Source organism: Serratia sp. PF-27, from assembly GCF_030053255.1.
GTDB classification, from domain to species: Bacteria; Pseudomonadota; Gammaproteobacteria; order Enterobacterales; family Enterobacteriaceae; genus Serratia; species Serratia bockelmannii.
This window is the reverse complement of sequence record NZ_JASGBT010000008.1, coordinates 68,384-90,934: the sequence shown is the minus strand read 5'-3', so window position 1 is coordinate 90,934 and position 22,551 is coordinate 68,384. Positions and strand designations below refer to the sequence as shown.

At 64.0% G+C, this 22,551-nt stretch carries 23 protein-coding genes; 22 read left to right on the top strand and 1 reads right to left on the bottom strand.

Annotated features, from left to right (window positions below; genetic code table 11):
• The first annotated feature begins 4 nt into the window (after positions 1 to 4).
• From QMZ29_RS03925 to QMZ29_RS03875, 11 genes are all read left to right on the top strand, one after another.
• Positions 5 to 4,531, top strand: coding sequence for an LPD7 domain-containing protein (locus QMZ29_RS03925; protein ID WP_283225749.1), 4,527 nt, complete (start codon positions 5 to 7; stop codon positions 4,529 to 4,531).
• A gap of 22 nt (positions 4,532 to 4,553) precedes the next feature.
• Positions 4,554 to 4,904 carry a conjugal transfer protein gene (locus QMZ29_RS03920; RefSeq protein WP_283225748.1) on the top strand — a complete coding sequence of 117 codons (351 nt, stop codon included), beginning with the start codon at positions 4,554 to 4,556 and terminating at the stop codon, positions 4,902 to 4,904.
• A 10-nt stretch (positions 4,905 to 4,914) separates the two neighbouring features.
• Positions 4,915 to 5,607 (top strand): DotI/IcmL/TraM family protein, encoded by a 693-nt coding sequence (locus QMZ29_RS03915; RefSeq protein ID WP_283225747.1) that lies wholly within the window; start codon positions 4,915 to 4,917, stop codon positions 5,605 to 5,607.
• 4 nt (positions 5,608 to 5,611) lie between these two features.
• Positions 5,612 to 6,616 (top strand): DotH/IcmK family type IV secretion protein, encoded by a 1,005-nt coding sequence (locus tag QMZ29_RS03910; protein WP_283225746.1) that lies wholly within the window; start codon positions 5,612 to 5,614, stop codon positions 6,614 to 6,616.
• A 2-nt stretch (positions 6,617 to 6,618) separates the two neighbouring features.
• Entirely contained in the window at positions 6,619 to 7,926 is a 1,308-nt protein-coding gene (gene traO, locus QMZ29_RS03905) for a conjugal transfer protein TraO (protein ID WP_283225745.1), read from the top strand.
• Positions 7,919 to 8,692: a conjugal transfer protein TraP gene (traP, locus tag QMZ29_RS03900; protein ID WP_283225744.1), complete on the top strand. Its 774-nt coding sequence runs from the start codon at positions 7,919 to 7,921 to the stop codon at positions 8,690 to 8,692. The genes traO and traP overlap by 8 nt, the downstream gene beginning before the upstream one ends.
• Before the next feature lie 9 nt (positions 8,693 to 8,701).
• Positions 8,702 to 9,241: a conjugal transfer protein TraQ gene (gene traQ, locus QMZ29_RS03895; RefSeq protein ID WP_283225743.1), complete on the top strand. Its 540-nt coding sequence runs from the start codon at positions 8,702 to 8,704 to the stop codon at positions 9,239 to 9,241.
• 78 nt (positions 9,242 to 9,319) lie between these two features.
• Positions 9,320 to 9,706 (top strand): DUF6750 family protein, encoded by a 387-nt coding sequence (locus QMZ29_RS03890; RefSeq protein ID WP_283216787.1) that lies wholly within the window; start codon positions 9,320 to 9,322, stop codon positions 9,704 to 9,706.
• A gap of 65 nt (positions 9,707 to 9,771) precedes the next feature.
• Complete coding sequence (locus QMZ29_RS03885) at positions 9,772 to 10,113, top strand: hypothetical protein (protein WP_283225742.1); 342 nt, start codon at positions 9,772 to 9,774, stop codon at positions 10,111 to 10,113.
• A 61-nt stretch (positions 10,114 to 10,174) separates the two neighbouring features.
• On the top strand, positions 10,175 to 10,546 hold the full coding sequence (locus QMZ29_RS03880) for a hypothetical protein (RefSeq protein WP_283225741.1): 372 nt from the start codon (positions 10,175 to 10,177) through the stop codon (positions 10,544 to 10,546).
• 10 nt (positions 10,547 to 10,556) lie between these two features.
• Complete coding sequence (locus QMZ29_RS03875) at positions 10,557 to 10,922, top strand: hypothetical protein (RefSeq protein WP_283225740.1); 366 nt, start codon at positions 10,557 to 10,559, stop codon at positions 10,920 to 10,922.
• On the opposite strand, the gene QMZ29_RS03870 is transcribed toward QMZ29_RS03875, so the two are convergent.
• Positions 10,917 to 11,453 (bottom strand): hypothetical protein, encoded by a 537-nt coding sequence (locus QMZ29_RS03870; protein ID WP_283225739.1) that lies wholly within the window; start codon positions 11,451 to 11,453, stop codon positions 10,917 to 10,919. The two genes, QMZ29_RS03875 and QMZ29_RS03870, sit on opposite strands and share 6 nt — an antisense overlap.
• Positions 11,454 to 11,811: 358 nt before the next feature.
• Here QMZ29_RS03870 and QMZ29_RS03865 point away from each other — a divergent pair, with 358 nt between their 5' ends.
• From QMZ29_RS03865 to excA, 11 genes are all read left to right on the top strand, one after another.
• Complete coding sequence (locus tag QMZ29_RS03865) at positions 11,812 to 12,360, top strand: conjugal transfer protein (protein ID WP_283225738.1); 549 nt, start codon at positions 11,812 to 11,814, stop codon at positions 12,358 to 12,360.
• Positions 12,332 to 15,382, top strand: a complete 3,051-nt coding sequence (locus QMZ29_RS03860) for an ATP-binding protein (RefSeq protein WP_283225737.1) — start codon at positions 12,332 to 12,334, stop codon at positions 15,380 to 15,382. The genes QMZ29_RS03865 and QMZ29_RS03860 overlap by 29 nt, the downstream gene beginning before the upstream one ends.
• 18 nt (positions 15,383 to 15,400) lie before the next feature.
• On the top strand, positions 15,401 to 16,624 hold the full coding sequence (gene traW, locus QMZ29_RS03855) for a conjugal transfer protein TraW (RefSeq protein WP_283225736.1): 1,224 nt from the start codon (positions 15,401 to 15,403) through the stop codon (positions 16,622 to 16,624).
• Positions 16,625 to 16,641: 17 nt separating this feature from the next.
• Positions 16,642 to 17,403, top strand: a complete 762-nt coding sequence (locus QMZ29_RS03850; RefSeq protein WP_283225735.1) for a prepilin peptidase-dependent protein — start codon at positions 16,642 to 16,644, stop codon at positions 17,401 to 17,403.
• Entirely contained in the window at positions 17,400 to 17,972 is a 573-nt protein-coding gene (gene traX / locus QMZ29_RS03845) for a conjugal transfer protein TraX (protein WP_283225734.1), read from the top strand. The genes QMZ29_RS03850 and traX overlap by 4 nt, the downstream gene beginning before the upstream one ends.
• Before the next feature lie 12 nt (positions 17,973 to 17,984).
• Positions 17,985 to 18,395: a hypothetical protein gene (locus QMZ29_RS03840; RefSeq protein ID WP_283225733.1), complete on the top strand. Its 411-nt coding sequence runs from the start codon at positions 17,985 to 17,987 to the stop codon at positions 18,393 to 18,395.
• Between the two features lie 20 nt (positions 18,396 to 18,415).
• On the top strand, positions 18,416 to 18,832 hold the full coding sequence (locus QMZ29_RS03835) for a hypothetical protein (protein ID WP_283225732.1): 417 nt from the start codon (positions 18,416 to 18,418) through the stop codon (positions 18,830 to 18,832).
• A gap of 88 nt (positions 18,833 to 18,920) precedes the next feature.
• The gene (locus QMZ29_RS03830; protein WP_283225731.1) at positions 18,921 to 19,124 is read left to right on the top strand and encodes an Hha/YmoA family nucleoid-associated regulatory protein; all 204 of its coding nucleotides are present in this window, start codon (positions 18,921 to 18,923) and stop codon (positions 19,122 to 19,124) included.
• A gap of 75 nt (positions 19,125 to 19,199) precedes the next feature.
• Positions 19,200 to 19,493 (top strand): hypothetical protein, encoded by a 294-nt coding sequence (locus QMZ29_RS03825; protein WP_283225730.1) that lies wholly within the window; start codon positions 19,200 to 19,202, stop codon positions 19,491 to 19,493.
• 72 nt (positions 19,494 to 19,565) lie between these two features.
• Complete coding sequence (locus QMZ29_RS03820) at positions 19,566 to 21,701, top strand: DotA/TraY family protein (protein ID WP_283225729.1); 2,136 nt, start codon at positions 19,566 to 19,568, stop codon at positions 21,699 to 21,701.
• A gap of 66 nt (positions 21,702 to 21,767) precedes the next feature.
• Positions 21,768 to 22,451: a plasmid IncI1-type surface exclusion protein ExcA gene (excA, locus tag QMZ29_RS03815; protein ID WP_283225728.1), complete on the top strand. Its 684-nt coding sequence runs from the start codon at positions 21,768 to 21,770 to the stop codon at positions 22,449 to 22,451.
• Positions 22,452 to 22,551: the final 100 nt, after the last annotated feature.

Below are 22,551 nucleotides of genomic sequence, written 5' to 3'. Positions count from 1 at the left end.
CATCATGAGTACAGCTGACTACCCGGTATGGCTTGCGGTCCTGCCGGACCAGCGCGACGCCGCGCGCGCCGACGCCGGAAAGCACCCGGACGGGGGCAACGCCATCACGTGGGATAAAGAGGCGCAGCTCTGGTACGCGCGCCCGGGCGCCGACCTGAGCCGGCTGCAGAAGTGGCTGCCGGACCGCAGCATCCGCAGCAGCGGCGGCGGCGACCCGCAGTCGGAGTTTCTGGACGCGCTGACCAGCGGCGGTCTGGTGCTGGACGGCCTGCCGGTGATGGACGGACGGCGACACCGCGTGCCGGTGGCGGACGGGAAAAAAGGGAACAAAGACGGCGTCTATCGCGGTTTTCTCGACGGTGTGAAGCCCGGCGGCTGGTTCATCAACTACCACCGCGCCGAGAACGACAAGGACATCACGCGCTGGAGGGCCAGCAGCGGCGGAGCAGGAAAAGCTGACCCGCTGGCGCGCGTGCACATCCGCGCGGTGATGCGTCAGTCGCAGGATGACTTTGCCCGCGAGCAGGCCGCGCTTTACGCGCAGCAGACCGCAAAGGCAAAGGCGCTGTATGAGCGGCTGCCGGCGGCCGACCCGGCGCACGGCTATCTGGTGCGCAAGGGCATCACGGTGGCGGATGACGTGCGCCAGACGCGCAACGGCGCGCTGGTCGTGCCGTTCGGTGACGCAGACGGCGCGTTTCGCACGCTGCAGTACATTCCGCCCGACGGTGAGAAGTTCCTGTTTAAGGACGCCCCCAAGGCCGGGCACTTCCGCGTGGAGGGCGGTGAGCTGCGCAACGGCGAGCCCGTCCTGTACGCGGAGGGCTACGCCACCGCGCGCAGCCTGCACATGGTCACCGGCCGTCCGGTCGTGATGACCATCGACGCCGGCAACATGGAGACGGTGGCGAACGTACTGAAGGACCGCTACCCCGACAGCCCGCACCTGTTTATGGCCGACGTTGACCACACCAAAGACATCAATAAAGGCGTGCTGTCGGCAAACCGCGCCGCAGCGGCGACCGGCGGCGCCGTGCTGCTGCCGGACCTGACGGCCGCCGAAATCGAGCGCGGCTTTACCGACTTTAACGACCTGCACCTGTTCCGCGGCGCTGAGCGCCTGCGCGAAACGCTGCTTCCCGACATTGCTCAGGCTCTTGAGCAGCTCAACCATAAGGATGCCCCCATGGCCACACCTGACGACGCACAGCCAGCGCCGGACAATCTTTCCGCCGCGTCCCCGGACGCCGCAGCGGACTCCACTCCAGCCCGCCGCCCCGGTGCCGCCAGAGAGAAAACGGATGAAATTCTGAAGCTGCGCGATGAGGGGCTGAAGCCCGCGCAGATTGCGGAGCAGCTCGGCATCGGGCAGACCAGCGTTTACCGCATCCTGAAGGCGCAGCAGCCTGAAGCCGCGCCAGCCACACCGCCAGCGCCGGAACCGGTGCTCGCAATCCAGGACAGTCCGGCACCCGACGCGCCGCAGGCGGCTCCTGCTGATGCAGCTGACGTCACCGCAGTGCCAGAGCCGATCGTTCCGGCGCCTGCTGTGGCAGAGGCGCCCGTCGTTCCCGACCCGCAGCCGGCACCCGCAGCGCCAGCTGCTGCACCGGTCGCGGAGGCTGATAGCCTGCGCGCACCGCCGGCGATACAGGGCGAGCTGCGCGGAGCGCTGTCCTCGCTGATTCAGGGCAGCATTACCCCGGAGGCGTTTCAGGACACCACCGATCGCCTGCAGCGCGAACTTAACCGGGTGCGCGAGTCCGGCACCTACAACGACGCTTACGTCAGCGAAACACAGGCGGTGTTTGACCGTCTGACCGGCGACGGGCTGGCGGTGAGTGAGCGCCCGGGGATGTTCAGCCGCGCGCTGAGCGCCGCGGGCCTGAAGGACAGCGACACCACGCTGTCTCTGCGCAGCAGCGGGCAGGCAGATCTGCGAACCATCCCGGCGCAGATCCAGTCGCTTTACACCCGCCTGGCGGACGGCGAGCTGTCGCGTCCGCAGCTGGAAAGGGCGCTGCGCGAGGTGCGCAACGACCTGCGCCGCGCCGAGCTGTCCGGTGAGCAGTCGCCTGCAGACGTTCAGTCATCCTGGGCGGCGTTCGGGCGCCTTGACCTGGCCGCCGGCGAGACGGAAGGCCGGGCCGTGACTGCAGCCGTTGCCGCACTGGCTGCGTCCCGCGCCTCTGCTGCGGCACCTGCTGAAGCAGCTCCGGCGGTCGCTGACGTTCCGGCGCCTGCGGTACAGCCTGAGACGTCAGCCTCCCCTGTTATCTCTGAGCCAATGGCACCGGTTCAGGATGCGGCTAAGTCAGAAGCAGCACCGACCACTCCCGGTATCGCAGCGGAGGTCACGCCCGCACCTGAGCCGGCGGTACAGCCAGAAAAAGCAGTTTCTCCTGACGCCTCCTCTGTTATCCCTGAGCCGATGGCGCCCGTTCAGGAGGCAGCAACGCCACAGGCAGCACCGGCCATTCCGGTTACCGCAGCTGAGGTCACGACCGCTCCTGAACCGGCCTTGGCAGAGCCTGCTGCAGTCGCTGAGTCTGTACCGGCCCCGAACGTGCCTGACGTTCAGCCGTCTGAGGCACCACAGGCATCGCCTGCCGGTGCAGAACAGCCGGCTGCTGCCGCCTCCTCCGCCACAGCGGGCACCCCGGACTTCAGCGCGGGTTTTGCCGACATCAGTCAGCGCCTGCGTGCGCTGAAAGACGAAGCCGCCAGCCTGGACACGGACGTGCTGGCCATGCGTACGGGCGCACTCATTAATGAGCGGATCGCGCTGACGGAAATGTGGTCCCAGGGTAACGATACTGAAAATGCGCGCTGGCCTTCCGGAGAGAGCGAGGCGCTGGAGGCCGAACTTCGCGCAGAGCTGGAAAAACGTTCTGACGCGGCACCTTCACCGGCGGTCGCATCCTTTGGTGAGGAAAACGCCATTCTGGTCGGCGCGCCGCGCGTGGCATCGCAGGAAGAGGATATGCCCGCCACATCCGGGGCGACGTCTTCCCGCATCGATGCCGATAAGCTGCTGAGCCGCGTCACGCATGACAGGCACCCGGACGGCAAAAGCGTGGTGTACAAGCTGGACGGCGAGCCCGCGTTTATAGACCGCGGTAACCGCCTGGTCATGGCGGAGGGCGCCAGCGCGCACGAAGAGAAGGTGCTTGCCGCGCTGCTGACCGCCGCCAATCACTATCAGGGCCGCATCGAACTCACCGGCAGCGACGAGTTCAGGGCATTTGCGATCGGTGTCATCGTGGCCAACAAGCTGGACGTGAGTATGAAGAACGCCAGCCAGCAGGCCGACCTCGATGCAGCACGCCGGGCTGCGGGTCAGCCCGTCACGCCAGCCGCCCCCGCCGATGCGGTGCGCGGCGACCCGCAGGCTCCGCGCGCGACTGAGGTTCCCCCCGTAACGACGGCGGCGCGGGCCAGCGAGCCAGTACAGAACGTCGCACCCGTGACAGCGTCACCTCAGCGAACCTCTGCACCGGCCCCTGAACCCGCCGCGCCGAAGATTTCTCCGGCGGTGCACACCCCGGCAGAAAAAGCCCGGGAGCCGGTCACCGGTAAGGTCACCGCCTGCGGTCAGGCTCCCTTCCGCTTTGAAAAGGACGCCAGCGAGAGCACCTTTATTACGCTGCGTACGAAAGAAGGCTCTCAGACGTTCTGGGGTAAGGAGCTTGCCGGCCTGCTGCGTGAGACGCACCTGCAGCCCGGTCGCATGGTCACGCTGCAGTGGATGGGTGAGCAGCCGGTCACCGTCAATAAGCCGATGAAGGACGCGCAGGGCAACTTCAGCGGTCAGTATGAAAAGGTACAGACCCGCCGCAATCAGTGGTCGCTGGCCCCGGTCGGGGGCACCCGCGTGCAGACCGGCGCTGAGGACATGGTGCGGCTCTCGGCCGTTGACGTGAACCGCTACACGCAGATACAGCACGTGCTGGTGAGCCGCCTCAGGCTCGATATCGATGCGCCGCCGAAGCCGGCCGACGGGCTGTACTGGCTTAAGCCTGACGGGCAGGGCAGCAGCGTCCCGGGCGATCCGCTGTCGGCGCCGCGCCCGGAACATAACGACCGCGCCGGCACGGCGGTGATGTCGGCGTGGGGGGAAGACGGCCGGCCGGACCTCTATCTGGTGCAGGGTGACGGTCACTACCTGCAGGGCGTGGTGCGGCGGGACGGTGAGTATCAGCACGTGCTGGTCAGCCTGCCGGACAACAGGGAGTCGCCGCCGATGGTGATTAACCTGCTCACGCCGGAGGGCGCCCAGCCCATTGGCAGCGGCAACGGCATTAACAAGTCAAACGGCCAGCCCGTGCCGCGCGAGCACGTGGTGGTGCGGCTGACCGGCGACGATCAGCCGCGCATCGCGAAGCTGGACGCGCCCGCCGACCTGCCCGCCGCGCTGCACGCCCGCCTCGGCTACGACGAGCGCTACAAAGCGGAATCAGGCTGGGTAAAGGACCAGCCGGCAGCAGCACCACAGGCAGCACCGGTCACGCCGCCGCGGCCGGCCCAGTAATCGATTCATCCGGAGACTTCACATGACAAACAAAACAGCGACCGCCCTTGTGGCGGTCTTCTTCTGCTGCACTACTTTTGGCGCCGGCGCCGCGACCTGCCGCGCGGGCAGCGCGGCGCAGACCGGAAGCGAGGCGGGTTATAACGCCGCGAAGAAGGCCAGCGACGCATGGGCGGCCCGCGAAAGCCAGACGTCCGATCAGCTGCAGAACTGCCTGTCCGGCATCCGCAATATCTCCATCAGCCTGCCCAACCTGCCGAGCCTGCAGGACATCATGAATCAGGCGTCAGAGAAGGTCTGCGGGGCGCTGACGGACAAAATCAACAGCAACCTGCCCACCAGTATCGACCCGTGGCAGTCCTACGGCCTGTAAGGAACATCGTATGCAGAACCCCCAACCCGCCGTGCCGCCTGAGGAGGCGGCCGTGGTCCTGACCGACCCGAAGATTTACGAGCACGCGGTAAACGCCCAGAACGAGCGAACGCTGGGCGCCCGGTTTGCGCACCGCTGCCTGACCGTCGCCGTGTGGAGCCTCATCGGTAACGGAATTCAGGCGATTACCATCGGCGTGCTGATTTATGTGCTGCTCAACATGCCTTCGCACTACCTGGCCACCGAAAACGGCCGCATCACGCCGTTTTACCCGACGGACAAGCCGGTGTGGAGCGAGAGCGACGTGCGCCAGTTCGGTGCCGACACCATCAGCAAGGCCTTCACGCTGGACTTCGTGCATTACCGTGACCAGATGACGGCGGCGTCGCCTGACTTCTCGGAAGAGGGCTTCACCGGCTACAACCAGGCGCTGACCACCGGCTCCAACATCCTGTCGCTTGTAAAGGACAAGCGTATGAACCTCACCAACACCGTGGAGCCGGGCGTTATCACCCGACGCGGCGTGATTGGCGGGCGCTACACGTGGGAGTTCCAGTATCCGGTCACGATGCGCCTGCAGGGGCAGAACAGCAGCAGCCCGCCGCTGCGCTACATCTTCACGCTGCGCATTCAGCAGGCCGACGTGCGACTCAAGCCGCGCGGTCTTGAGGTCACCCAGACCATCACCAACAACGCAGGATAATCCTATGAGCAACTTTCGCACGCTGGCCCTCTGGCTGGCGCTGTGCGGCAGCGCGGGTGCCGCCACGTCAGCGGGGACCGCCCCGGCGGCCGGCACCGACGGCGGGTGGCGCTCCACCGCGTCCGCCAGCGGTGCTGCTGCAACCGGTCAGAACGCATCAGGTCAGGCGGCGGGTACGCCTGCCGCAGCAGGTCCGCTGCCCGGACAGGCGCTGCCGCCGCCAACGTCGGTGTCGTACGACCAGGCGCAGGCGACCATCGCCCCGCTGACGCCGGATGAAATCCGACAGCTGCGCGCGCAGCAGACCGAGCAGAACCGGGCGCTGGCCACGCCGGGCATCACGGCGGTGCCGCGCATCACCGCGCAGACCGTGAGCCTGCAGCCGGGCGCGAGCCTGCCGCTGGTGCGCACCGCGGTGAACTGGCCCGCCACGGTGAGCTTTATCGACAGCACCGGCGCGCCCTGGAAAATCCTCGGGGACCCGGTGAGCGGCTCACCGGACATCGACGTGAAGTGGATACCGGGCATGTCCTTTATGGTCATCACGGCAAAGCGCGACTTCGTGAACACGCTGGTGACCGTGGGGCTGGAAGGCCTGCCGGTGCCGCTGCAGATAAGCGTGATGAGCGGCGAGGCCGACACGGTGAAGAAGACCTGGACGGTGGACGCTCGCCTTGACCTGCGCATTCCGCGCCGCGGTCCGGGGACGGCACCCGACGCGCCGGGCCCCTCGCGCATCGGTCTGCACGACGACGTGCTGCAGGCGTTTCTGGACGGCGTGCCGCCGTCGGGCGCAAAGCGCCTGAAAACCACCGGCAGCGTGCCGGACACGGCGGTATGGCAGCAGGGTGATGACCTGTACATCCGCTCGCGCGCGGACATCCGCGACGAGTTCGATACCACGCTCTCCTCCGCCGACGGCACGCACCTCTGGAAGCTGCCGCTGACGCCGCGCGTGGCCTTTTCCGTTGACGGGCGCACCGAAGCCCTCAGCATTGCCCTGGAGTAATCATGAGCGATCAACAGAACACCGGCGGGCGCAACATCCGCCTGATGATGGGCCTGATTGCCGGCGGCATGGTGGCAGTGGTGGGGGGCGGCTACGCGCTGTGGAGCTGGCTGGCAACGCCGCCGCCCGCCGTCTCCCGCGTGGACCTGACCCGCGTTACGGGCACCACCCAGACCCGCGCGCAGGAGCAGCCGGCTTATCGCGAATTGCTGCGCGAAAACAACGCCCGCGGCGCGCAGACGGCGGCGGCCTCGAACCAGAGCTTTATCGCCAGCATTCCGCTGCAGCAGGACGTGACGACGGCGGCTGAACCGCCAAAGGCGGCTCCGGTGACGGTGACACAGCCTCTTCCCCGGCCACAGGGCAGCGGGCGCACGCCGGAGCAGGAAAAGGCCCTGACGGAGGCGCGTCAGAAGTCGCTGGCCGCGCTGCTGGCGAAGATGCAGGCGGAGCCCAAAGCGGGTGAGCTGCCTCCGGCGCAGCTGCTGGGCGGCAAAGACGGGGGCTGGACGGACTGGCGCGACTCGCTGCCCGGCAGTGCCGTGCAGCTTGCCGCCGCGCGCAGCCGCGACAACGTCCGGAACGCGCCGCCGGCGTCGGTGGTGGTGGAACCCTACTGGCGGGGGCCTGCCGAAATCTGCACCGGCGTGGATTCAGACAACGGCACCACGCCCGTGCTGGCCTGCATCAGAACCGGCAGGTATCAGGGGGCGGTGCTGAAGGCGCCCGAAGGGGCGAAGCTGTCCGGCGACGGCGTCGTCATTCACTTCACCACCATGACGCTGAACGGACAGGCCTACAAGGTGGACGCCTACGCGCTGGATGACAAAACCCTCGTGGCCAACATTGCCAGCGACGTCAATCATCACTACTTCCGCCGCATCGTGCTGCCTTCCATTTTCGGCGGCGCCGGCGAGGCGGGCCAGCTTTACGCGCAGTCCAACACGCAGCTGCTGAGCAACGGCTTTAACACCGTTACCGCCCGCCCCGGCCTGCCGGATCCCACGGTGGTCGGCGGCGTCATTGCTGGCGGCATAGCGCAGCGTGCGGGACAGGTGCTGACCAGCGATGCCGCCCGTCTGCCTGACCGGACCGTCTATGTCCACAACGGTGATGTGGTGGCGCTTCAGTTTATGAGCGGTGTCTATAGCACCGACGCGGAATCCGGGCAGGGGAGCACCCCATCTGCCCCGGTGGCCCCGTCGCCGGCGGCTCCGAGCAGCAACCCGACCCCGACCGCCGCCGACCTGCGTGCGGAAACACAGACGCGCATCCGCGCGGCCGAACAGAGAGGAACCCCACGTGAATGAATTCGATCCGCAGCCGGCGGTGAGCGCGGCCGATAACGCGCCGGTGCCCGCGCCGCCGGTACAGAAAAAAGAGAGCCTGCTGACGCGCAAGCTCTGGCTCGGGCAGTCGCTGCCGTGGCTCGCCGGCGGGGCGATCGTTATCCTGGCCGCCGGCTGGTTCCTGCTCGTGCCGTCCTCCTCCGCGCCGGACGCCGGACAGCTTGCCTTCGGGCAGGACCCGGGCTTTGGCAGCGTGCAGCCTGCGCCAGCCCCGGCAGCCGCCCCGGTCACGCCGGCTCCTGCGCCCGCCCCGCCGCAGACCGGCGGGCTCAGCGTACCGGCTGGCGCCCTGAACGATCCCGCATCCGGGGGCAGCGTGCCGGATGACGTGGTGAAGCTTATCCGCGAGGGCCACGAGTTTGAGGTGGCTAACCGTGAGGCAATCACCCGCCTGTCGGACACGGTGCGCGCGCAGAGCAGGGCGCTGACCACGCTGCAGCAGCGCCTTGACGGGGTGGAAAAAGAAAACACGCGGCTGGGTAACCTGGTCACCGTGCTGGCCGTGAGGCCGGACGCTTCGCCGGGTCATGCCGCGGCTGGCCAGAAGCACACGCGCTCCGCGCTGTCCGGGATGCGGCTGGAAAGCCTGCAGAACGGCATGGCGTGGGTCAGCTGGCAGGGCCGGACGTGGGCGGTGCAGGCGGGCGACAGCCTCGGCGGCGTCACGGTACGTGAGGTGAATACGGACGACCGCAGCGTCACAACCAGCGCCGGCGTGCTGCGCTAGGGAGGCGTCATGGGAGGATCGCTCGACGGCATCACCATGCTGTCCAACCTGGCCTCGGGGCTGCTGAGCGCGGGCATTAACCTCGCGCTCACGCTCGGCGTGCTCTTCGGCGTGGTGGGCTCCAGCGGCTTTCTCGCCCGCCAGTCCTGGCTTGCCCGCAAGGCACCAGGTCAGGCGGCGAGCGGCGGCGCTGTTATTTCCTGGGTGTTGCTGTGCTGCGGCCTGGCGGGGCTCGACCAGCTTATCGGCGCGGGCGCGCGTCAGGTGGGCTGGCAGGTCTCGTTTGACGCCATCAGCTACGTTGACCAGGGCACGTTCGGTCAGGGCGCGGTGGCGGCCAACGCCCTGCTGACCCTGCTGCGCATGATTGGCGTGTGGTTCGCGCTATCCGGCGTGCTGCTGTGGCGCAGGTCGAAAAAAGACGGCCACACCGGCCTGACCGCCGGGAACGACGTGAACACCGGCACCGCGAAATTTATCATTGGCGTGATGTTTATCTGTAACCCCTACCTGCTTGACGCCATTCAGAAAACACTCGGCCTGCACTGAAGCAGGCTGCGGAAATTCCGTCCTCACGGACGATTTAACCGGCCATCCGGCCACACTCATTTTTTAAAGGAAAACACCATGATGACTCGCCTTTACTGTGCGGCTTACGCACGCGTCCTGATGCTGTCTGAAGCTCTGCGCCGCCTGACGCTGCGCGTACTCTCCGCCTGGCTTGCGTTCATTTCACCGATGGCCATGGCCGACGGGGACTTCGCTGATATGGCGAACCGCGTTGCCGAGGGCGCCAAGGCCGGCACGACCAGCGTGCTGGGAATGGTGCAACTGGCTGGGGTGTGCGGCGTTATCGGCAGCATTTTTGCGGCCAAGGGGATGAAGAACAACCCGCAGATCAAACTCTGGATGGTCGCACTGGGGCTGGTCACCAGCCTGCTGCTGCTGGGCATACCGGAGATGATCAAGCGCGGCCAGACGCAGATGGGCATGACGCCGGTCAGCGTGGGTTAAGTCCGGATGCCGCCCCGCAGCGGGGCGGCTATGTTCCTCTTCTTTTTCCTTCCCGGAGTCTTTTCATGAAAAAACATTTTTGCACAGCGCTGGTCGCGCTGGCACTTTCTGCCGGCCTGTCCGGCGCCGCCTTTGCTGCCCAGCCTATCACTGACGTCATGGTCAGCCAGAAGCTGGACCAGGTGAACGCTTCCGTGCAGCTCATCAACAGCAGCATGCAGCAGATGCTCATTGCGCTGAACCAGAGCGCGCAGAACGGCACCTGCTGGCTGGACGGTAAAGCCTTCAGCCAGGGCGCCGTCGCCACGGTAGCGGGTCATGCGTCCGCCTGCGGTGTACAGCCCAAAACCGGCTGGCCACAGTGGCGACCCGCTTCGGAAGAGGTGCCGGGCATAACCGTTCAGTAATTTCCAGCTCTCACCGTTTTGCTCATCCGACAGCACCATCTATTACAGGAGGTAATGACTGATGCACTACCACGGTGGCTGTATCCATGCCACACCCGCGGAATTTCAGACGGCCGTTGTCCGGGCACTCACTGAGGTGCCCCCCGTATGTGAGGAGGAAAGCCTCATTCACGAATTCATTGCACGCTGGCCGGAATATACCGGTAGCTGGCTGCTGATGCATTGCGGTCTGCTCAGATGCCAATCGAAGGACAGCGAATATTCAAATGCATCGTTGATCATACAAATTGACAGGCATTCGTCCTGGATGTCGGTTGCCGTCAAAGGGCTGAAACAGACGCCTCTTCCTGGCTTTAACGACTGGTATATCCGTCGTCAGCAGTTCATCAGCTTCCATTTTCTGAAGAACGGCGCTGACGCAGACTCACGCTGAGGTTTGATGCATGAAACTAAATATGCTGTCGCCCGAAGAGATGATTTCAGTGGTCATCAGACATCTTTCCGGCACGACTCTCCTCAATGAATCACAACCTGAAGTGCAGCTCAGGCGTTTTCTGAGGGGGGATGATGGTACGCTGGCAGGGGGACTTTTGCACCTGCTTTCCATGGTGTCACAGAGTGCGAAAATGGCGGCACACAGTCGTGTCGGAGAGTGGCAACCCAGAATTGAATTTACGGGCTGTACGCGAAAAAAATATCTGCACCTTTTTGTTATTGACGTTTGGGTCTTGTCTGTCCCTCCAAGCCTTGAAGCGAAAAACAGTGCCGGTAAGCGCATCAGGCTCTCGTTACTTTCCGGGCGGTCATAATGCCGTCCAGTCAATCATTCTCCTGTGTTTTTCAAACAAAATGTGCTCATGCGGTGAGATGTGGCAGATGAGACTCTCGACGACATCAGACAGAGGGTGAACCTTATTCCCGTGATGATTCACCGGGAGTGTACAGTACGCCACCACCTGCTCAGAGACGATCAAATCATTCGCCGTCCGGCATGAATGGCACTTCATCAGGCACGACGCCAGATCAACTCCAGCGGCTTCATCGGGTGACATCCATGCTTCGTAAATCAGGTTGTCAACATCAGGGTGGCATTGAGAAAGAGGGAGGCTAATTTTGAAAATGTAAAACAACTCACTCTCATTATTGAGAAGTGAAACTTTGTTACCCCAGTGGACGGCATGGTCAACATGATCAGAAAGATATACCCATCCTGGCGATGTCTGCAGGCTCCATTTCACAGCAGGAGGTGCCTGCCTCAATATCAATCCTGACGCCAGAATTTTTTGTCCCCGACTTTGCGTTGTTGCATGAAAGAAGGTCATCGCCGGTTTTTTATTCATGAATCATCTCCCTGATTGCCATCATCACGAGTTATTTATTTAATATGTGTTAAGCACGCCCTGAGAATAAAACGGCTGTGCGGGTCAGCGCCTGACAGACACCGATGCCGGTCAATCAGTGAACCAGCCGTCAACCTGTCAAGTTCTGAGAGCTCATAACAATATCACAGGCAGTTTTCTTCTGACCGCCATCAGACTGACGCTGCATCATCGCTACCAACCTCTCTGATTTTTCCATCACTTCAGCTTTTTAATCTCCATCAGGCCCTGCCTGTAAGGACCCGCTATGTCTGCTTATTCATCACCTGCTCAGACGGGCGGGCTGCTGCCGCTCGTGCCGGACGTGAGCGGTGAAGACGTGCCCCCGAGGCCCGTTTCTGTCGAACCCGGGCCGCCCTGCCGCTGCTGCGGCACGCGCGCGCAGCGCCTGTGGCAGGGGCCGGATGCACAGCCGCTCTGCGCGCTGTGCTGGCTGACCATGAATCTCGACAGCCCCACCGCTGCGCACGGGCATTTCGCCTGGCTGCCGGACGCGCCGGCGGCGGACATCATCAACCTGCAGCGCCGGGCCCTTATCGGGCTGCGCAGCGACAGCAAAGCCGTGCGCAAAACGTCCCGCCGCATCTGGAACTGGCTGGCCCGCCACGCGCGCGAGGTGGAGGGCATGTGGGGCACCTCCCGCGCCAGCGAGTTTGCGGCGGCCTTTCGTCAGCTGCCGCCGGCGAAGCGCGCGGGTCTGCAGCAGCGGCTGGAAGGCTGCGTGCTTATCCTGCCTCATGACGTGTTCAGTGACCTGACCCTGCTGCTGCCGATGGGACGCATCGCCGCAAGCGCCGTGCACACCCCGGCCTGGAATACCTATACCCGGAGCGACCTGTATGCCAAACCGCCTCATCCGCTGGACTGAAGAAATTATTACCGCCGCGACGCGCTTTGCCGTGTCGCGCGACCTGCCCGACTACTGCGACCTGCACACCGTGGTGCGCCTGAGCGACGACGATCGCATCCGCCACCCGGAGCTGAAGGCCCCCTATATAAGTGTTACCCAGAACGGCGACTTTGTGACGGTATATGAAGTGGCCGGCAGCTACCGCGAGCCGGACGAAAATCTGCCGGCCACGCATGATGATTCCTGGCAGGGCCGGCTTGACCGCATGACGGAGTCGCTGACCGCACATTATCGCTTTGCCGGTCACAAACTCAGTACCGTGCACGAGTGCGATCCGGACGGGGGAGAGGCCGAAATCAGACGGCTGCTCAAACCGCAGTATCAGTCGCTGAAGCGCACGGGCCTGGAGCTGGATTATCTGCTGAACGAGCAGGTGACAAAGCTGTCGCCCTGGGTTAACGCCGAGCGCACCTGGCTTGTGTGCTACACCGGCCGCGGGGTGCTCGCCGGGCACGAGCTGCGCGATGAAAACGCGCGTATCAGCGAGCTGGTAAAGGGCAGCCCGACGGCCGTGTTTGGCCAGAACCCGCTGCTGACCGAGCTGCCCGGCCTGAAAATCCGCCATGACGCCTTTCTTTCTCAGGTGGAGCGCGCACTCGGCGACAGCGGCAAGGGCGTGCTGATGCGCCGCATGGACGTCCACGAGGCGGGCCGCGTGCTGCGCAGGCAGGTCGACCCGGGCACCGGCGAGCACTGGCAGCCGCTGCTGCCGGACGATCGCATCGTGGCCCGTGGCGTACGGCAGGGCGACGACACCACGCCGTTTCTGGCGCCCTGGCTGAACTTTCAGGTCATGGGGACGAACGTCCAGGACATCCAGAACAACCTGCTGAAAATCAGCGGCGTGTGGCACGGCACGATCGCCGTGAACCTCGGCCCGCAGAACCCGCAGAGCTTTGCGAAGCTGCGCGAGCTGATTCCCCGCAGCGTGCCGTTCCGCATCCGTCAGGACCTGATGCCCGGCGGCATGCGCCGCCTCAGCGGCAAGCACGGCGTGCTGAGCTTCAGCGAGTGGGTGCCCGGTCTGAGACCCATCTTTCAGTCGATTTCGATGCTGGCCGCGCGCGAGATGCACGAGCCGGTGTGCGTGATGACCATCACCGCGGCCACCTGGGGAGACTCGCCCGCGACGGTGACGCGCAACCTGACGCTGCTGCAGCAGGCGCTGACCTCCTGGGGCATCTGCGGCGTCACGCAGACCTTCGGCGACCCGGTGAAGGCGTGGGTGGCCACCCTCACCGGGTCCTCGGCGGCCAGCGGGCCGTGCCTGATGTATCCGCCGCTGTCGGAGGCGCTGAACCTGCTGCCGCTCTCGCGGCCCACGACGGCGTGGAACGAGGAGGGCGATGCCCTGTTTGTGGGGCCGGACGGCAAGCTGATGCCGGTGGCGCTGGCGGCCTCCAACCAGACCAAGAAAACCTCCATCGTCGCCGGCGAATCCGGCGGCGGTAAGTCGGTGTTTATCAACCGTCAGCCCATCATTCTGGCCATGTCCGCCCAGCGGCAGCTGCCCTTCTTTGCGGGGATTGAGAAAGGCTTCAGCGCAACCGGCATGACCTCGATACTGCGGGCGGGCCTGCCGCCCGAGCGTCAGGACGAGGTGCTGAGCATCATCCTGCGCAACGACGTGAAATACTGCCGCAACCTGTTCGATATCCAGCTGGGGCTCAGAAAACCGCTCAGCTACGAAGCTGAGTTTATGGAAAACGCGCTGGCAGCCCTGTGTATCGACCCCGGGACCGGCGAACCGCCTAACGGGCGCGACACCCCCGCGATTCTGCGCCGGCTTGTCAGCGATTCGTTTAAGGCTGCACGCGAGGATCCGCGCCGCTATGAGCCCGGGCTGGTGCCGCCGGTCGACGCTGCGCTGGAGGAGGCCGCCATCTGGGAGAAACATCCTGACTACCGCGACAACGCCACCTGGTATGAGGTGTGCGACCTGCTGCAGGATGCCGGCAAAACCGAGGCCGCGCAGCGGGCGCAGTTTCAGGCCGTGCCGGAGCTTGCCGACATGTCGCCGCGCCTGCTCAGCGAGGATTACAAGAGCATGTACGGCACCATCGAGCGCGACGGCAGCAGTGAGGCCCTGATTAGCTATATCGCCCGCTGCCTGAGCGACGCCTGCGGTCAGTACCGTATGTTTGCCGGGCGCACGCGCTTTATGATCAGCCCCAGGGCGCGCGTGATTACGGTCGACATTCAGTACGTGGCCGGGGACAAGTCCAAGGCGGGCTACCTGCAGACCGGGATGATGTACCTGTTCGCCGGGCACATCGCGGGCGGTGACTTCGTGCTGCCGCAGTATCAGGACGAGCTCTTTCCCGCGCTGCACGAACGCTGGCACGCCCTGCATCGCGCCCGCGTGCAGCAGCTGGACGAGGAGGTCAAAACCAAACAGTACGACGAGCTGCACAACGCGAAGGGCGTCCCCTTTATCTTCCCGATGCTGGAGACCGCCGACCGCGAGCAGCGTAAGTTCGGCGTGCGCACCGTGCTGGCCTCGCAGTATTTCCGTGACATGCCCGAGGCGCTGCGCCAGTCGGCCAACTCCGTCTATATGGTCGGCGTGGATCCGGAAGACCGCCGGCTTCTTAAAGAGCGATTTAAGGTACCGGACGTCACGCTGGACCGCTTTGAGCGCATGGGCAGCGGGCCGTCGGCGGACGGCAGCGGCGTGCCGTTCCTCGGCATTTTCCGTATCAAAGGGGGCAGCACCATTGCCCACATCATGAAGAACACGGTCGGTCCGGAGGAGCTGTGGGGCCACAGCACCACGCCGGTGGACATGTCGCTGCGCCGCACGCTGGAGAAAGACGTCGGCGCCGCGACCACCCGCCGCATTCTCGGCCGCTTCTTCCCGAACGGCTCTGCCGAAAAAGTCATCGAGCACCGCCGGCGCACCGCCGGTGAGGAGCGCGGCGACAGCGTCATCCGCCAGCTTGCCACCGAGCTTATCGATAAACAGGGCTACGACCTCTGACCCTTCAGGAGTGCTGATATGCAACCATCCACACACTGGCGCCCTGCGGGGCGCCGGCTGCTTGCCGCCTGCGTGCTGGCGGCGCTTTCCCCCGGAGCCCTGGCCTATCCCGTCGAGGTGATGACCAGTATCCCGGTGCAGACGGTTATCCAGCCTGCGCTGGGCACCATGCAGGCCACGCTCGGCGAAATCCTCTCCGCCGAAACGGAAACCGGTACGGCCGTGGTGCAGAACGCCGACAAGGTCACCACGGCCGTCACGGAGGCCGCGCGCACCCAGCGCGAGGCGGAGAACTTCAACCGTCAGGCCGACCGGCTGGAGAAGGCGCGCGCGGCCTACACCGTGCCGGACAGCATCTGCAGCGAGTCGGCCTCCGGCACGGCCTCACAGGTGAGCCAGGCGACCCGGGCATCGGCGTCGAAGCTTGCCGGCGGCAGCGGCGTGTCGAGCGCGGCCGTACGCGAGACGCTGGCGAGCCTCCCGGTATCACCCCGTCAGGGCGGCTACCGCAGCGCGCTGATCCACGCGGCCTACTGCACCGCAGAGGAGGCAAAGCTCTACGGCGGCACGGGCCTGTGCCCGTCGGTCTCTCAGCTTCCGGGGGGCGACACCGAGGCGCGATCGCTGTACGACGGGGCGGGTCCCGCGGGCAAAGACCCGGAGCTGACCTTCACCCAGGCGCAGACGGACGCGGCCATGGCCTACGTGAACAACTCCGCGAAGCTCGACGCCGGGCGCACGCCCGGCAAGGGCGAGATTCAGACCGCCACCGGGCAGGAGTATCAGGGCCTGCTGACGCAGTACAAGGCGATGCAGAGCGCGGCGATGCAGCCCCAGCTGGACATGGTGGCGGCGAGCCAGCCGCAGGACGCCACGCAGGCGGCCCTCACCGAGGCCCGTCAGGCGCCGTCGGCGGAAAGCTACTTCCAGCAGACCGCGTCCGCGCAGGCAAAGCAGACCGGCACCATGAGCGAGCGCGAGTTTGAGGCGTTTGAGGTCGGGCGCCGCTACGCCAACACCGCGTGGGTCACCGACCTGCAGGCGATGGACGGCGACAACCTGGCGCGTGAAATGGCGCGTCAGCAGAGTCTGGCCAACTGGCTGGCGCTCGGCATCAAAAACGAGCTGCGTCAGGCCAACATCATCAGCGGTCAGCAGCTGGCGCTGGCGGCTAAAAATGAATATGCCCCTCAGCTGCAGGCGCTCTCTGCCCAGCTGAGTGCCGGCGTGAGCGCACAGTAACCCCCACGGAGACAACAATGATAACGAGCGGTACCTTCGCGCCGGACGCCGGCGCGCTTTCATCCCTGCTGGACGCGGGCGAGGGCCCGGTGCTGGTGCTGGACCCCTGCGGTGCGCTGTGGGAGGCCTTCTGGCAGTCGCCGCGCTGGAAAAACGCTTGGCAGGCGTGGCGTCTGGCGCCCGGACAGACGCAGGAGGGCAACGTCTGGGACGTGCTCGGGGCGCTCAGGCAGGTGACCGCCGAAGACGGCTGCCGTGCGCTGGCCACCGCGCTGTTTCCGGCTGATGACTACAGCGACCTCACCCGCGAGCTCATGGCCTGCGTGCTGACCTTTGCGGACGACACCGGCCACTTCACCGGGCGCAGCGCCGGGCTCGGCGGGCTGGCCGGGCAGCTGTGGGCGGACGACCTCTGGACGGCCATCGCCCGCTGGAGCCGCCTGTATCAGAAGCACCCGGCGCTGCAGACGGCACGCGCGCTGCTGACGCAGGACGGCGCGGGCGAGTCGGCGCGGGCTATCCGCGACCGCATGGCCATCTTTCACCATCCGCACGTGGCGGAGAGCTTCACGGGCGGCGCCGGCTTAGACCTGCGCCGCTTACGGCAGCGTCCGGGGCAGGTCATCTTTCTGACGCCCGACATCCGCTGCATGGAAAGCGCCGCGATCACCGGCGTGTACGCGTTCCTGCTCGATGCGCTGCGCGCATTCGGCGTGCTGCACCACGTCACGTTTTCACTGGCTGAACCCGTAATTATCCCGGAAGGAGATGCACCATGACGCAGTCTGATAACCGCACCCCGGAGACCGGCGCGAAAAAGTCTTTTCTGACGCCGAAGCGCGTGGGCTGGATAGCGCTGAACGTGGTGCTGCCGGCGTGGGAGGTGTCCAGCGTGACGCGCCACGCCGGGCGCAACGTCTCGCGCCTGTGGCAGCGCATCCGCGACGTGACGGCCGGGCGCGGCGCCGGCGACTACCGCCCCGCGGACTGGTCGCAGGCCGTGGCGGACAGCGGGATGACGCCCGCGCGCCTTGTCCGTAACTTCCGCGTCAGCCGCTGGATCTGGTGGGGGCTGATGTGGCTCACCGGACTGCCCGCCGCCGGCTTTCTGCTGATGCTGACGGCCGCCGGCAGCAGCGTGAGCGGCACCGGCTGGCTGCGCGTGGGCTGCGTGGTGCTGGTCCTGCTGCTGCTCGCCGCCACCGGCTTCGTGCAGGCCCTGAAGGTGAGCTATCGCCTGTGGCAGCTGACGGAGAAACGTGTGTCGGCGTCAGAAGAGGGCAGTTTTCAGGCGTACCTGCAGGAGACGCGCTGGTGCCGTCAGGTGCTGAGCGGCGGTCTATTATGAGGGGGAGGGCGCATGCGAAATAAACAGCGTGAAGAAATCATGATCCGCCTGATCACCCTGCTGGACGATGCGGAGCTGGGTGAACGGGGTGAGATCATTTTACACCTGCTGCACCGCGCGCGACAGGCCAGCCGGGCGCGTGACCTGACGGCCGGACAGCACTGCCTGGATGCCCTGAGCCAGCTACGTAAAGCCCGTCACAGCCTGCGGACGGCAGGTGCGCCAGAGCAGATCCTGACTCCGCTGGAGTACGCCGTCGAGCTGCTGCAGCCGGTATGCGATGAGGCTCAGGCTCAGCGCGTCCTGTTGATGTCGGAATCGCTGGTATGGCGCGCTCTGCTGCTACTGGGGCTGCTGCCCGCCGGCCTGACGCTGGCCATCGGGGCGGTGGTCTGGAGCACGCGCCATCTGCTGCAGCTCTGAACGTACCGGGAGGAACTGAAATGTATATCCGGCTGGATGTGTTTGCCGGCCTGCTGAACGTCAGGCCGGGTGAGGTGCTTCACGCCGCTCAAACGGACGGCCTGCTGGACGGCATGACGCTGCCCGCCCGCCGTCAGGTGCGCGGGGCGGCGCTGATGTTCGATCAGGCCGAGGCCACGGCGTTCGCCGAGAAGTGGCACGCGCGGGAACCGGAAGCGGGACCGGAGGCGTCCGGCGCCCCCCTGATGACGCTCGATGCCGTTGCCCGGGAGGCGGATATCGCTCCGCTGGTGCTGTGGCAGGCGGCAAGTCGCGGAAAGCGCCTGCGCGGCGTGGCGCTGCCCGTGGCCGCGAGAGAGGGCGGTCAGCTGCTGTTTGAGCCGGCGGCGGTGACGAAGTTTGTGACTGAATACCGCAATCTCCAGCCGAAAAAGTGATGTGAATTCAGCCTATTCACTGTATTGCGCACAAACATTTTACGGCACTATGCCAATCCCGCATTGCTATCTCACCCATGAGAACAAGATGACCCGAACCGAATGGCTTATGAAGTTCCGCCGCTGCCAGTCCCTTGATACGCTCGAAAAGGTTTATGAACACCTGAGCTACACCGGAGATGCCAAAGAAGCATTTGTGATGACTCAGGCCTATGACCACCGCAAGGCGGAATTTGCCGCCGGCAAACTGTTTGACCGCGTGCCTATGCACGTCTGGCAGTACGTGAAGTAAACCCTTCTGACCCCGCCTTTCACCGGGCGGCGTCCGCCCGCCGGTGAAGCACCGGCGCACTCAGAGACCCCTATCATGTTGAACAAAACACTGAGCGTCATCGCCCGGGTGGGCATGGCCGTATTCTTCATTTACGCATTGTGGCCACACATCATTCTCCTCCGGGACCACGCACAGTCGGGGAACATGACACCGGTGGAGTGGATGGTGCTGACTGGCTCTCTGCTCTTCGCCGCCTGCTTTGCGCTGGCGCTGGCTGCCGCCGCGATGATCGCTGCGTTCTGTGTGGTATCCGCTGGCGTTCGTGCGCTGAAAACGCACCTTGCACTCATCCTGCGCGACGCGACCTCGCTGCCGTGCGGCCGCTGATAACGCCCTAATAGCGCCGCGCTGCGGCCCTCACTTATTCCATCCGGTCAGCTCCTGACCCGCAGGTAATCCATGAAGCTACTGACAAAAATTCAGGCGGCGGCTCTGCTGTGCGCCGCGTCCTGCCCGGCGCTCGCCGACGGCGTGGACTATCAGACCATCAGCGACGCCGCCAGCAAAACCGGGGACCTTTCCCGGCAGGCGCTGGTGATGATATTCGGCGACGTCGTGATTTCGCCGTTCCAGCCCGGGCAGGCCACGCTCATCGGCTCGCTGTTCGCGCTGCTGAACGGCGTGCTGTGCACGGTGGCGCTGGTGTGGTTCCTTATCGTGACGCTGAAAACGCTGTTCAAGGGCGGGCAGGACGGTAAGGTGTTCAGCGCCGGACGCTCGATGCTGCACCCCGTGATGAGCTTTGCCGGCTTTATTACGCTTATCCCCACCGCATCCGGCTGGTCGCTGTCGCAGCTGGTGATGCTGTGGGCGGCCTCCACCATGGGCATCGGCAGCGCCAACCTGCTCACCGACAAGGCCGCCGACATGATAAGCAGCGGGATGTCGCTGGTCGTGCAGCCCACGGCGCCCTCCACGCGATCGGCGGCGCGCGCGGTGTTTGAGATGAACCTGTGCAAATACGCCACCAACCGCGAGCTGTCCTCGCTGTACCAGGACGGGCAGGCGCGAACGTCGCTGATGGAGACCAAGGGCGGCAATGGCGACTACACCACCGGCAACGGCAGCGCGCTGTGCGGTAGCGCCCGCATCCCGGAGCCTTCAACGGGCGTACTCGACAGCCTGTTCGGCTCGGCGGTGAACACGGCGAGCGTGACCACGGCGCAGCGTGGGGCGCTGGATACGATGCAGTCCACGCTCGATGCCGCGGCGCAGGCCTATGTCGACGCGTACCTGAGCAAGCGGGACCAGGACACCGGCACGCTGAGCGACCCGGAGACCACGATTCAGAACGCGGCGGCGGCCTATGAAACCACGGTCAACAACGCGCTGAACCAGCTCAACTATCAGGACTCGCTGCAGAGCCAGCTGACCTCGCAGCTCAAAACCTACGGCTGGATTTCGCTGGGCGCCTGGTACAACACGTTTGCAACGGCCAACAGCAAAACGAACGAGGTGGCCAACGCGGCCCCGGTGACGTCAGGCGCAAGTCTGCACGGCGAAACGGGCACCGGCGACCTGTATCACCAGGTGTTTACGGCCTACCGGTCGCAGGTGCAGAACAGCACTTACACCGCGCCGCTGGGTTCGCAGACGGCTAAGGATGACGGTGCAGCTCTGAATGTCACTGATCCAAATGCGGTGTTTGTGAGCTTTTTTAGCAGCCCTGTGCAAGTAATGACAAACTGGATTGCGACTCAGAATTTAAGTTCAACTGCCAGCTTTAATAATCAGGTCAACCCTCTTATCCAGATGCAAACCATCGGTGATTACACATTAGGTGCCACAGAAACCGCTATGGCGGCTTATACCCTTACGTTGGCTGCCGCATCGACTGCCGATAACTCTGTATTAGGTAAAATTGGTGGTCTGCTGTTTATTAACCCGGGAGCAGTGGTTAAAGATGTTCTGACTGAACTTTCTCCGCCTTTCTATTTCTTGATGTTGCTGTTGTTCGCCGTAGGTTTTTCATTGGCCGTATTCCTCCCGGCTGTGCCTTTCCTGTACTGGATGGTCGGGGTATTTAACTGGATTGTCAGCGTCATGGTGGGATGTGCAGCGGGCCCGATGTGGTCTGCCACGCATCTCGGCGCTGAGGAGGATAAGGGCAGCCGCAGCGCGTACGGTTATATTTTCCTTATCGATATGATGCTCCGCCCCTCTCTGATGGTCTTGGGGTTCTTTTTTGCCTCCGTCGCCGTGATGGCGGGTGGGACGCTGCTGAACTTGTTGTTTGGGCCCGCGCTAGCTAACGCCAATGCCGATTCGATAATGGGATTGGTTAAGCTCATAGGGTGGTTGATGATGTATGCACGTATTGCAACGTTTGGCGTTACGAGAGTCTTCGGGCTGCAGGCTACGCTAGCAGATTATGTGATCACGTTCCTTGGCGGTGCAGGTATGGCCGGCATCATGGGCGGAATGGTTGATGACGTTAAAGGGATGTTTGCAGCGGCAGGAGGAGGATCGCGCAGGACACCCGGACTGCAGAAAGTCCAAAATAGCGGCTCGCCTAAAGAAGACGGAATTAAGTAATTATACCTGGTATTATGCACAGGTGTGCGTATAATTTAATCAGAGGATTAAAGGCAGGAGGATGCCATGAAAAAAATACAACGCACTGATTCAAAGCTTGAAAACATGTGGACCATTATAAAGTTTGTTTATTATTTCATGGCACTGCCAATGTTGGTTTGTTATGGAATCATTTCTTTATTAATTCTTAAGGGAGAAGCTAACGGTCGAGACCTTGGCAGTTTTGGAGGGGATTTCCATTTATTCTCTTTAATGGTGTGGGCGGCGATCATAGTGCCCCTTGCTTTTCGCTTTTATGCCAAAAAAGCCCGACGTCGTAAGCTCAACAAGATGGTAGCAATGCTGACCAGCGATGAGCGTTTCAGTCCGCAGAAGCAGCATCAGGTACTGGATGCAGGGCGCGGTAAGTATCTGGGTATTGATACGAAACACGGCAGCATTCTGTACATTCACATGTTCAAAAAGGGCATTGTGGACGTGGTGGGGCTCACCATGAATGACTGGTCGGACAGCGAACTGGAAGGCAGCACGCTGCGCGTGAAGACGAAGAATCCTGACCTGCCGGAGCTGAGCATTAACGCGCATCCGATTGTGGCTAAAGAGCTGTTTAATACGCTCGGTGCGATGAGCCATAACAGCTATTCAGAGCCGTACCCGAAGGAGCCGTGGCCACTGCACGTTGGCATCCAGAGCCGCTTTGTGGAATACGAGCACAACGTGGTGGTACCGCAGGCCGCTAATCTGGCCTGATACACTGACATCCTGACGCTTTTCCTCTGACACCGGCCACGCGCCGGTGTTTTCTTATCTGCAGTCTGACGGACCTCCCGTCTCCGCTTCCGGAAACTCT

Coding starts and splice junctions, on each gene's coding strand:
- QMZ29_RS03920 (WP_283225748.1), top strand. CDS start 4,554: ATGACAAACAAAACAGCGACCGCCCTTGTGGCGGTCTTCTTCTGCTGC.
- QMZ29_RS03835 (WP_283225732.1), top strand. CDS start 18,416: ATGTATATCCGGCTGGATGTGTTTGCCGGCCTGCTGAACGTCAGGCCG.
- QMZ29_RS03890 (WP_283216787.1), top strand. CDS start 9,320: ATGATGACTCGCCTTTACTGTGCGGCTTACGCACGCGTCCTGATGCTG.
- QMZ29_RS03885 (WP_283225742.1), top strand. CDS start 9,772: ATGAAAAAACATTTTTGCACAGCGCTGGTCGCGCTGGCACTTTCTGCC.
- QMZ29_RS03850 (WP_283225735.1), top strand. CDS start 16,642: ATGATAACGAGCGGTACCTTCGCGCCGGACGCCGGCGCGCTTTCATCC.
- QMZ29_RS03925 (WP_283225749.1), top strand. CDS start 5: ATGAGTACAGCTGACTACCCGGTATGGCTTGCGGTCCTGCCGGACCAG.
- QMZ29_RS03880 (WP_283225741.1), top strand. CDS start 10,175: ATGCACTACCACGGTGGCTGTATCCATGCCACACCCGCGGAATTTCAG.
- QMZ29_RS03875 (WP_283225740.1), top strand. CDS start 10,557: ATGAAACTAAATATGCTGTCGCCCGAAGAGATGATTTCAGTGGTCATC.
- traO (WP_283225745.1), top strand. CDS start 6,619: ATGAGCGATCAACAGAACACCGGCGGGCGCAACATCCGCCTGATGATG.
- QMZ29_RS03870 (WP_283225739.1), bottom strand. CDS start 11,453: ATGAATAAAAAACCGGCGATGACCTTCTTTCATGCAACAACGCAAAGT.
- QMZ29_RS03840 (WP_283225733.1), top strand. CDS start 17,985: ATGCGAAATAAACAGCGTGAAGAAATCATGATCCGCCTGATCACCCTG.
- QMZ29_RS03910 (WP_283225746.1), top strand. CDS start 5,612: ATGAGCAACTTTCGCACGCTGGCCCTCTGGCTGGCGCTGTGCGGCAGC.
- traX (WP_283225734.1), top strand. CDS start 17,400: ATGACGCAGTCTGATAACCGCACCCCGGAGACCGGCGCGAAAAAGTCT.
- traQ (WP_283225743.1), top strand. CDS start 8,702: ATGGGAGGATCGCTCGACGGCATCACCATGCTGTCCAACCTGGCCTCG.
- QMZ29_RS03820 (WP_283225729.1), top strand. CDS start 19,566: ATGAAGCTACTGACAAAAATTCAGGCGGCGGCTCTGCTGTGCGCCGCG.
- QMZ29_RS03860 (WP_283225737.1), top strand. CDS start 12,332: ATGCCAAACCGCCTCATCCGCTGGACTGAAGAAATTATTACCGCCGCG.
- traW (WP_283225736.1), top strand. CDS start 15,401: ATGCAACCATCCACACACTGGCGCCCTGCGGGGCGCCGGCTGCTTGCC.
- QMZ29_RS03825 (WP_283225730.1), top strand. CDS start 19,200: ATGTTGAACAAAACACTGAGCGTCATCGCCCGGGTGGGCATGGCCGTA.
- QMZ29_RS03830 (WP_283225731.1), top strand. CDS start 18,921: ATGACCCGAACCGAATGGCTTATGAAGTTCCGCCGCTGCCAGTCCCTT.
- QMZ29_RS03915 (WP_283225747.1), top strand. CDS start 4,915: ATGCAGAACCCCCAACCCGCCGTGCCGCCTGAGGAGGCGGCCGTGGTC.
- excA (WP_283225728.1), top strand. CDS start 21,768: ATGAAAAAAATACAACGCACTGATTCAAAGCTTGAAAACATGTGGACC.